Source organism: Herbaspirillum sp. B65 (assembly GCF_000333555.1).
Lineage (GTDB): Bacteria > Pseudomonadota > Gammaproteobacteria > Burkholderiales > Burkholderiaceae_D > Herbaspirillum > Herbaspirillum rubrisubalbicans.
The window spans coordinates 1-7,013 of sequence record NZ_BADI01000785.1; the positions used below are offsets into that span (position 1 = coordinate 1).

Annotated in this window: 7 protein-coding genes and 2 pseudogenes; all 9 read right to left on the reverse strand. The window is 64.4% G+C overall.

Going from position 1 to position 7,013, the window contains the following annotated elements:
* Positions 1–414: pseudogene (locus I5W_RS18750) on the reverse strand (thiamine pyrophosphate-binding protein); the annotation flags it as partial.
* Entirely contained in the window at positions 407–1,231 is an 825-nt protein-coding gene (locus I5W_RS18755) for an SDR family oxidoreductase (RefSeq protein ID WP_044530369.1), read from the reverse strand. The pseudogene I5W_RS18750 and the gene I5W_RS18755, both read right to left, overlap by 8 nt.
* 1 nt (position 1,232) lies before the next feature.
* Positions 1,233–2,066, reverse strand: a complete 834-nt coding sequence (locus I5W_RS18760) for an IclR family transcriptional regulator (protein WP_026052222.1) — start codon at positions 2,064–2,066, stop codon at positions 1,233–1,235.
* A gap of 20 nt (positions 2,067–2,086) precedes the next feature.
* Positions 2,087–2,965, reverse strand: coding sequence for an alpha/beta fold hydrolase (locus tag I5W_RS18765; RefSeq protein ID WP_044530370.1), 879 nt, complete (start codon positions 2,963–2,965; stop codon positions 2,087–2,089).
* Between the two features lie 9 nt (positions 2,966–2,974).
* On the reverse strand, positions 2,975–3,511 hold the full coding sequence (locus I5W_RS18770) for a cupin domain-containing protein (RefSeq protein ID WP_044530371.1): 537 nt from the start codon (positions 3,509–3,511) through the stop codon (positions 2,975–2,977).
* Positions 3,512–3,568: 57 nt separating this feature from the next.
* Positions 3,569–4,339, reverse strand: coding sequence for an SDR family oxidoreductase (locus I5W_RS18775; RefSeq protein ID WP_044530372.1), 771 nt, complete (start codon positions 4,337–4,339; stop codon positions 3,569–3,571).
* 41 nt (positions 4,340–4,380) lie between these two features.
* Positions 4,381–5,243, reverse strand: a pseudogene (locus tag I5W_RS18780) (ABC transporter permease).
* A 2-nt stretch (positions 5,244–5,245) separates the two neighbouring features.
* Positions 5,246–6,241, reverse strand: coding sequence for an ABC transporter substrate-binding protein (locus I5W_RS18785; protein WP_044530373.1), 996 nt, complete (start codon positions 6,239–6,241; stop codon positions 5,246–5,248).
* Positions 6,242–6,308: 67 nt separating this feature from the next.
* On the reverse strand, positions 6,309–7,013 hold a 705-nt coding region (locus tag I5W_RS18790), incomplete at its 5' end, for an ABC transporter ATP-binding protein (protein WP_044530374.1).

Genomic DNA, 7,013 nt, shown 5'->3' on the forward strand with positions numbered 1-7,013 from the left:
GAGCGGAGGCTGCCTTGGAGATCGCCTTGAGCATACTCACTGGTCCGGCGCTTCGTGGATGTAGGCCAGGCTCTGGTCCAGGTAAGGAGTTTCGATCTGCCCGGTCAGGTGCAGCAGCGGCGTGCCGGCCGTCAGGGCTTCCACCATTGCACCGGCGGCATTGCCGGCAGCCGTGCCGGTGGAGGTCAGGCACACGCCCAGGCCACCGGTGGTACGCGCATAGGCATCGGCCATGTTGGCCCCGCCGGCCTCGCCACGCGCCGGGATGAAACGGATCTTGCCGCGCTCGCCGAAGGCGTCCAGGATGGGCATGTTGTGAATCGAGATCACACCGAAGGCAGCCTTCACGCCGCACTGTTCGAGGAAAGCCGCAATGGCGCAGCCGACGGTGACTTGGGGGTTGGTATTAGGCATGACGGGAAAGTCCTCCTGAAACATCGATATGGCTGCCTGTGGTGTACGAGGAAAGCGGCGAGGCGAGAAACACGATGGCCTGTGCGGCTTCGCGGGGAAGGCCGAGACGACCGAGTTGGATATGCTTTTTTTCCGCCAGCGCCGCGCTCCATTGCGCCCAGGTCTGGTCCTGCAATGCTTCATCGCGTGCGGCATAGCGACGGCGCCATTGGCCCGACTCCACCAGGCCGATCAGGATGCCGTTGACGCGCACGCAGGCCTTGGGGCCGGTGGCCAGTTCGGTCGCCAGCGAACGCACCAGGTTGTGGACCCCGGCCCGGGCGGCCGAGGTCGCCACCATATGCGGCTCGGGTTGCGTGGCCAGCAGCGAATTGACGCAGACGATGGCCGCATCGCCATGGCGGGCGCTCATGGCCTGCAGCTGCGGCAGGAAGGCGCGGGTCGGGTAGATCACCGAAAAGAATTTGAGGTGCAGCTCTTCGCTCCAGGCATCGTCGCTGGTATCGGCAAAGGTCGATACGCGCCCTTGGCCGGCGTTGTTGACCAGTATCGACACCGGACCGAGGGTATTTTCCACCGCGTTCGCAAAGGCTTGCACCTGCTGCTGGGCCAGTACGTCGCAGGGCGCGCAGTACAGGCTGGCGCGCGGGTAACGCTGGCGCAAAGCTGCTTCGGCCTCTTTCAGGCGCGCACTATCGCGGCCGCAGAAGGCCACGGCAGCGCCGGCTTCGAGCAACAGCTCGACGCTGGCCAAGCCAATGCCGGAGGAACCGCCGGTCACCACCGCCACCTTGCCCTGGAGCGAAGTCATGGCCATCTCAGCCCCGCCACATGTTGACCACCTTGGCGCCACGTTCGGGGGCGTGGTCCAGCAGGCGGGACAGTTCGGCCGCGGTCTCGCGCACACGCGCCACGATCACGTCGAGCTGGCTGGCATCGATGTGCGGCGAAGGGATGGTCGCCCCCAACGCAGCCACCACCAGGCCGGAGTGATCGCGCACCGGCGCGGCCACGGTGGAGATGCTGGTTTCGAAGAAACCTTCCTGCAACACGAAACCGCGCTCCTTGTCGGCCTGCACCATGTCGAACAGTTCGACCACGGTCTTGGGGGTATTGCTGGAGAAGACTTCCAGGTGCTGTTCTGGATAGAGCGCGCGCAGTTGCGGCAGGCTCAGGTCTTCCAGCAGCACGCGGCCCAGCACGGTGGCGTGCGCCGGCAGGCGGGTGCCGACGTTGACGTGGCTGGTGAAGGCGGTCTGGGTGACCGACTTGGCGACATAGACGATGGAGCGGCCATCGCGTACCACCAGATTGCAGGAATAGCCGATCTCATCGCGCAGGCGATCCAGCAGCGGACGGCCGATCTCGGTCAGTTCCAGCGAAGCCAGGTATTCAAAGCCCAGGCGCAGCACCGACATGCCCAGGCGGTAGTCACGTCCGCCATCGGCACGCTCGACGAAACCCATGCGTTCCAGCGTGGCCAGCAGGCGAAACACGGTGGAGCGCGGAATATCCAGGCGACGCGCCAGTTCGGGGGCCGACAGCGTCTTGTCCTGACGGCTGAATTCGCACAGCAGGCGCAGGCCACGTTCCAGGCCGGGGACGGAATACTTGTCTTGCGATTCTTCTTCTGGCATCACAGGTTTGCTCATGATCTTGTCGGTTATCTGTTTTAGTAGGTTGAGGTGAGTTGCGCGCGCACCAGCGCGGCAAATTGCGACGGCTGCTCGATATAGCTGGCATGGCCGGCGGCGTCCACCTTATGAAAGAAAAGTCCAAATTGCCGGGCCAGCGCTTCACTGGCCTGGGGGGTGGTGACGATATCTTCCGCGCCGCAGGCCACCGACAGTCCCCGCCGTGGCGCTGCGTTCAGATAGAGCTCGATATCGTCGCCGCACAACAATTGCACGGCCTGGGTGTAACCGGCCGCATCCAGCCATTGCATGTTCCAGCGCACCCAGGCGTGCTGCTCGGCGTCGGCATGGTCCGACAGCAGGCGCGTAGGCTGCTGCGCCAGGCCAGTGATACCCAGCCGGTGCAGTGCCCCCAGGCGCTCATCGCGTACCTGCTGCGCCCGCTGCTGCTTGCCGGGTGCACCGTAACCCAGGGCCGGATCAGCCAGCAGGGTGCTGCGCGCACGCCCATCGCCGCAGGCCAGATAAGCGGCGGCCATCAAGGCCCCCAGCGAATGACCGACCAGCACGCATTGCTCGATCTCCAGCGCTTGCAGCATCTGCTGCAAGCGCAGTGCATAGTCGCTGGCCTTGGGTACGCTCATGGGCAGCGGCGTGGAATGTCCATAGCCCGGCGCATTCCAGGCGATCACCCGGGCGCAGGAGGCCAGCTCCAAGGCGCAGCGCAGCCAGGAGGCGGCGCCCGAACTGATGCCATGCAAGAACACCACCACCGGCCCGCTGCCGCAACTGCGATAGCTGATCTGGCCGCCCGGCAGCGCAACGCTACGCTGGGCAAAGCGACCTTCGAGCAGCGCCAGCGGCGCGCGCAGGAGTTGCTCGTCGTTGATCGGAACGATGGGGTTCATGGCCGGCATGTCCGCAGATCAGCGCTTGATGGAGGCCAGCGGATGCTCGGGCGGATAGGTCGGCGTGATGGGCTTCTTGGAACCCAGCATCACGCACATGAGCGCATCTTCATCGCCGATGTTGATTTCCTCGCGATAGACGCCAGGCGGCACCGAGACCACGTCACGATCGGTGAGGATGGTTTCGAAACGCTCGCCATCCTTTTCCAGGACCAGCTTGAGCTTGCCGCGCAGGACGAAGAACACTTCTTCCACATCCACGTGCAGGTGCGAAGGGCCTTCATGACCCGCCGGGATGATCATGGTCGAGAAGGTGAAGTGCTCGGAGGGAATCACGTTGGCATCATGCGCCACGCCCGTGCCACCGGTGCCGATGTAGCGCATCTGGGCGCGCCGGTACTTGGGGTCGTAGTCGGCCTGGAACTTCAGGGCGTTCCAGTCATACTTGCGGGTAGACAGGCGCGCCACGCGCGACTCCATCCAGTCGGCAAAACTGGCACCGGCCGGCCGCTCCCAGCTGCGGCCCATGTTTTCCTGTGCGGACATATCGGTCATGCTGTTCTCCTTGAATTGATCGGTTCGGATGAATTGCTTCGGGTTGATGAGATGGCTTCAATGCATCACGAAGCCGCCATTGACCGCCATCACCTGCCCGGTGAAGAAGCGCGCCAGGTCCGACAGGGCGAACAGCACCGCACCGCAGACATCCTCGGGCAGTTGGTCACGCTGGATGGCGCGACCGTCGAGATAGTGCTGGTGCCGCGCCTGCGGCACGTACTGGGTGGCTTCCACCAGCGTCAGGCCGGGGGCCACGGCATTGACCGTGATGTTGTCGGCCCCCAGTTCGCGCGCCAGCGAGCGGGTCATGCCGATGACCGCGCTCTTGCTGGCCACGTAGGCCAGCAGATTGGGCGCGCCCCACAACGGGGTATCCGAGGACAGGTTCACCACCGCGCCGCGACCTGATGCACGCAGCGCCGGCAGGCAGGCATTGGTCATGAGCCAGGTACCGCGCACGTTGACGTCCATGACGCGGTCCCACATCTCCAGCTCCAGCTGCTCGCTGCTCTTGCCGCCGGAATTGGTGATGGCGGCGTTGTTGACCAGGCCATCGAGTCCGCCCAGCCACTGCGTGGCCGCAGCCGCAGCGGTGCGCACCGAGGCCGGATCGGCCAGGTCCAGCGCAAAGCCCTGCACCTTCATGCCAGCTTGCTGCAGGCGCGCGACCGCAGAGGCCAGTTCTTCCTGCAGGATGTCGGCCATGGCCACACTGGCCCCGGCGGCGGCGATGGCTTGCACGAACGCCAGGCCGAGGCCGCGTGCCGCGCCAGTGACCAGGATGCGTCGTCCCGCCAAAAGAGTCGCCGTGCTTGCTGCTGACATGTGCTTGCTCCTGTTGCTTGCAGAGGAAAGTGTGAGGGGCATCAAACGGTGCTGGTGGCGGCGCGCGGCAGGTAATGCAGCACCTTGCGTTCGGCCCATACCACCATGCCGTAGGTGACTACGCCGATCAGGGTCAGCGCCACGATGGAAACGAACACCGCCGCGGTATTGCCCTGCCCTTCGCCATCCACCAGCAGGTAGCCCAGGCCCTGGTTGCCGCCCACCAGCTCGCCCACGGTCACGCCGATGACCGACAGCGTGGAGGCGATGCGCAGGCCCGAGAACAAGGCCGGCAAGGCCGACCGGAACTCGACCAAGCAGAAGATCTGCCAGCGCCCGGCATTCAAGGTCCGCACCAGGTTGACCATGTCCGGGTCCACGGTGCGGATCGCCGAGAGCACGTTGATCATGATGGGGAAGAACACGATCAGCACCGCCACGATGATCTTGGGGTAGATGGTGTAGCCCAGCCACATCACGAACAACGGCGCAAGGCCACCTTGGGCGCGATCTGCAAGGCCAGGATGTAGGGCGAGAGCATGGCTTCGGCACGTGGCGACAAGCCCAGCGCCACGCCTACCGCCAGGCCCAGCAAGGCCCCGAAGAAAAAGCCCAGCACCACTTCCATGGCAGTGATGCCGAAGTGCTGCAGCAACTGCGCGTTGTTCCACATCACCACGCCTTCACGCAACACCTGCATGAAGTTGGGCAGGATGTATTCCGGCAAGCCCAACAGGCCCGGCCCCCATTGCCAGGCAGCGAGGAACACCAGCAGCAGCAACAGGCTGCCGCACACGGTGCGGGCCTTTTCGCTGAGGGCAGGACGGCGCACTGCAGCGACCGCAGCAGTACTGATTGGCTCGGGACTGGACATGCTCAGGTCTTTGGCTGTGGTGGTGTTCATGATTACTTGGCCACTCCCACGAACTGGTTGGTGAAGAGCTCATTGACCGGGGTGGCCTTGGCGACGATGCCTTCGCTCACGTAGAACTTCTGCACCGCCTCCATGCGCGCCGCATCGATCTGGCCCAGGGTCTTCTGGTTGGCATAGACGTATTTGTTGTACATCTCGAAGGTGGCCTGGATGCTGGCTTCCTTGCCCTTGTAGCTGGGCAAGGCGGCGACGTAGTCATCGGCGGCCGCCTTGGGATCCTTCATGATGTCCTGCATCCCGCGCAGGGTGGCGCGCACCAGGCGCTTCAACAGTTCAGGGTTCTTCTTGATGGTGTCGTCCGAAGCCAGGATGGCTTGCGCCATGCTCTTGAAACCGCCGTTGTCCAGCAGTTCCAGCTTGGCGCCGGCGTCGCTGGCATTGACCACCCAATCGGGTACGCCCGCGAAGGCCTGCGACTTGCCGGAGGTATACAACTGCCACACACCCGCCGGCCCGGCGGCCTGGATCTGCAGGTCGGTCCGGGACAGGCCGGCCGTCTTCAGGCTGCCCAGGAAGGCGTAGTAGGTGGTGTCGGTATAGGACATGACGGTGACGGTCTTGCCCTTCAAATCCTTGAGGCTCTTGATGCCATCGGCCGGATTGGCCGCGACCATGGTTACCGAACCCGCCCCCAGCACCGCGATGGCCTTGACCGGAATACCGTTGGCCCGCACCACGATGGGCGTGTCGCCGATGGCGCCGCCGATGACCGCATTGCCGGCGCCGATCTGCTTGGCCACGTCCACGCCCCCCTTGGCGACGATGAAACTGACCTTCAGGTTTTCGTCGGCGTAGTACCCCTTGTGCTGGGCCAGCACCCAGGGTGCGAACGCCGGCGCATTGGGCGGTGCCGGCAGCAGGTAGGTCACTTCTTGCGGCGCGGCATGGGCGATAACGGGGGCGACGGCCGCGCCCAGCGCGGCCACCAGGGCCAGGGCACTAGCGACGGATGCGAACGGATTCTTCATGTTTCTGACTCTCCCTTGGGGTCTTTCTGTTGACGGGGTGAAGCTAGGGTGAAGATGCAGCGTGGGATCAGTGCAGCTCGGCGGTTTCCTTGCCCACCTTGAGCAACTCCATCAGGCGCCCCTGCAACGGGCCGATCTCGGGCAGCTTGCGGCGCTCAAGCGGATTGTCCCGGTGCGGCAGCTTGACTTCGATTTCCTCGACGATGGTGCCGGGGCGCTCGCTCATGACCAGCAGGCGATCCGACAAGGCAATCGCTTCCACCAGATCGTGGGTGATGAAGAGCGCGGTCTTCTGCTTTTCGTAGAGCATCTTGGCCAGGTCTTGCTGCAGCACCATCTTGGTCTGCGCATCCAGGGCCGAAAAGGGTTCGTCCAGCAGCAGCACCTGCGGGTCCACCGCCAGCGTGCGCGCCAGCGCGGCACGTTGGCGCATCCCGCCGGAGAGCTGGTAGGGATAGTGTTCTTCGAAGCCCTTGAGGTGGCACTTGGCCAGCAGTTCATCGGCGATGCGGCAACGCTCGGCTTGGCCCATCCCATCGATTTCCAGGCCCAGGGTGACGTTGGCGCGGATATTGCGCCATGGCATGAGCAAGTCCTTCTGCAGCATGAACGCCACCTTGCGTACCGGCTTGGTCACCTTCTCGCCACCGACGAAAACTTCACCTTCGCTGGGCAGGTAAAGACCGGCGCCCATGTTGAGCAAGGTGCTCTTGCCGCACCCCGAGGGGCCGATGATGGACACCACCTCGCCGCTCTGATGGACAGGTTGACG